Below are 2,546 nucleotides of genomic sequence, written 5' to 3'. Positions count from 1 at the left end.
TCCCTGCTTCGTCGAGGCCGCCGCACTCGCCGGCCGGCCCGAGCAGGCACGGGCGGTGGTCGAGGACTTCGCCCTGTGGGCCGCCTGCGGAGCCGACCCGCAGGCCCCCGCCCAGCTGATGCGCTGCCGTGCGCTGCTGGCCGCCCCGGAGGCGGCCGACGCGCTCTACCTGCGGGCCCTGGACCGCCACGAGCAGATGGCCGGTGACTTCGAGTGGGCGCGGACGGAACTCCTCTACGGCAAGTGGCTGCGGCGAAGGCGCCGGCTGCGCGAGGCACGGGCCCGACTCGGTGAGGCGCTGCTGGGCTTCGAGCAGTGCGGCGCGCGTCCGTGGGCGCAGCAGACCGCCGCCGAACTGAGGGCGGGAGGCGCGGCCCCGGCCGGCACCGGGGCGGGGGAGCTGTCCCTGCTGACCCCGCAGCAACTGCGTATCGCACGGTGTGTCGCCGAGGGTGCAACCAACCGGGAGGTGGCCCTGAGCCTCTCCGTCAGCACCCGCACCGTCGACTATCACCTGCGAAACGTGTTCGCCACCCTCGGCGTCCGTTCACGGGTCGAGCTTGTCCGACTGGTCGAACAAGGGGAAAAGACCGGTGCACAGCTCTAGGGACCGACCGGACGGTATGCCATCCTTCGGGGCAGGACGAGTCCGGTGGCGGCCGGCCCACGGGCTCCCCGTCCGGCCGGGCGCCGCAACGGGGACCGCCGCACGGGCACCGCCGGGAAGCCCGACCCTGGGGGAGATGCGCGATGCAACACGCCGTACGGCCACGTACCCTGCTTCGCCCCGGACCCATGCCCGCTCCGCGCCCGCGGACAGCGCGCGTGCGGTCGCTGATCGACGCCGACGCGCTGCGCGTGCTGCACCGGGCCGCCCGCGTCCTGCTGGACGACCTGCCCCAGCTCACCGACCGGCTGGTCGCCGTCCTCCAGGAGCAGGAGCCCGCCTACCGGACCGCGGTGGAGAGCGACGCCGCCGCGACCTGGCAGGAGGTGCACCGCTCACTGCGGCACAGCATCGCGTCGCTGCTCGATCCGACGGGCGCCCGGGAAGGGGCACGCCGCTGCTCCTGGAAGATCGGTGTCACCCGCGCCGAACAGGGGCTGCCGCTGGACGCGCTGTTGCACGCCTTCCGGCTGGGCGGCTCACTGGTGTGGCAGGGCCTGGTCGACGAGACCTCCCGCGCGGCACCGGAGGACGTACGGCTGCTGGTGCACGTGGCGTCCGACGTGTGGAACTTCGTCGACGAGCACTCCACGCTCGTCGCGGACGCCTACCGGCAGACCGAGCGGCAGCTGGCGTGGCGGAGGGAGAACAGGGTGCGTCTGCTGGCCGCGGCCCTGCTGGACGGCACGAGCAGGATCGCCGACCTGCCCGAGGCCGCGCAGGTACTGGATCTGCCGGAGCACGGGCGGTACGTGGTCGTCGCGGCCGCCGGGGGCAGGCTCGCCGGTTGTCCGGGTGCCCAAGCGGCCCTCGCCCCGGGTGTGCGCGTGCACTGGCACACCGGTGTGGACGCCGACTACGGCATCGTTCCGGTCGAGGACGGTGAGGAGCCGATCGTGCAGGAGGAGCAACCGCCCGGTGCACGGGTGGGCGTCAGCGGCGCGGTCGACGGCCTGGCCGCCGTGGGCGACGCCCGGCGTCTGGCGGACACCGCGCTGACCCTGTGCCCCGAGTCGGGCGGTACTGTCCGGCTCACCGAACACCTCCCGGCCGCGCTGGTGGCGTCGAGCCCCGAACTCGGCGCCGCGCTGGTCGACCGGCTCCTCGGCCCGCTGGCCCACCTGGAACCCGCCGACGCGGAGGTCCTGCTGGACACCCTGGCCACCTGGCTGGCCTGTGACGGCTCGGCCCAGCGGGCGAGCCGGCGCCTGTACTGCCACCGCAACACCGTCCTCAACCGCCTGCGCCGGTACGAGCAGTTGACGGGCCGTTCCCTCTCCCGCCCCTCCGACCTGGTCGAAGTGACCCTGGCCCTGACCGCCCGCAGACTCCTCCACCCCTGACCGCCCGCAGACTCCTCCACCCGACACCCGCCCCGGCCGACTCCCCGGAGAAGCACGGCCCATGCCGCGCTACGACCCCACTGTGTGAACGCCAGCGGACTCCCTCAGGAACACCGTCCGAACCGGTACGCGGCTTCGCCGTGTCGAGCGTCCGCGATCTCCCGGCTAGCGCGGCCCGTGCCGGTGTGCGGCTTCGAGGTGTGAGCGTGCGCGGTGTCCTGGACAGGGTGCGGCCCGCACCGGTACGCGGGTTCGCCGTGTGAGGGCAAGCGGTGTCCTGGACGGGGCCGCCCGTGCCGGTGCGCGGCTTCGCGGTGTGAGCGTCGGCGGTGCCCTACGGGGTGCGGCCCGGGCCGGTGCGTGGCTTCGCCGCGTGGGCGTCCGCGGGGTCTGGGGCGGAGCCCCAGGGACGGGACGGGAAGGGGCGGCGGGGGCGAGATCCCGCCCCCCCCACCACGACGCAGCCCACCACACAACGGAGCGCCCACCGTGCGGCCAAGCACACCGGCAGATCCGCGGCGTCCGCGGCATCCACC

The 2,546-nt window shown here is 74.5% G+C and carries 2 protein-coding genes; both read left to right on the top strand.

What is annotated here, in order from left to right:
* Positions 1-607: helix-turn-helix transcriptional regulator (locus B9S61_RS13680; protein ID WP_146064829.1), on the top strand; the 607-nt coding region annotated here is incomplete at its 5' end.
* Between the two features lie 143 nt (positions 608-750).
* On the top strand, positions 751-2,010 hold the full coding sequence (locus tag B9S61_RS13675) for a CdaR family transcriptional regulator (protein ID WP_103542504.1): 1,260 nt from the start codon (positions 751-753) through the stop codon (positions 2,008-2,010).
* Positions 2,011-2,546: the final 536 nt, after the last annotated feature.

Origin of the sequence: Streptomyces sp. SM1, from assembly GCF_002910825.1 — a bacterium.
Classification (GTDB): Bacteria; Actinomycetota; Actinomycetes; order Streptomycetales; family Streptomycetaceae; genus Streptomyces; species Streptomyces okerensis.
The sequence above is the reverse complement of the archived record's forward strand: the minus strand, read 5'-3'. Positions and strand labels throughout refer to the sequence as shown.

Excerpts from the sequence above, each read along its gene's own strand:
- B9S61_RS13675 (WP_103542504.1), top strand. The coding sequence starts at position 751 with ATGCAACACGCCGTACGGCCACGTACCCTGCTTCGCCCCGGACCCATG.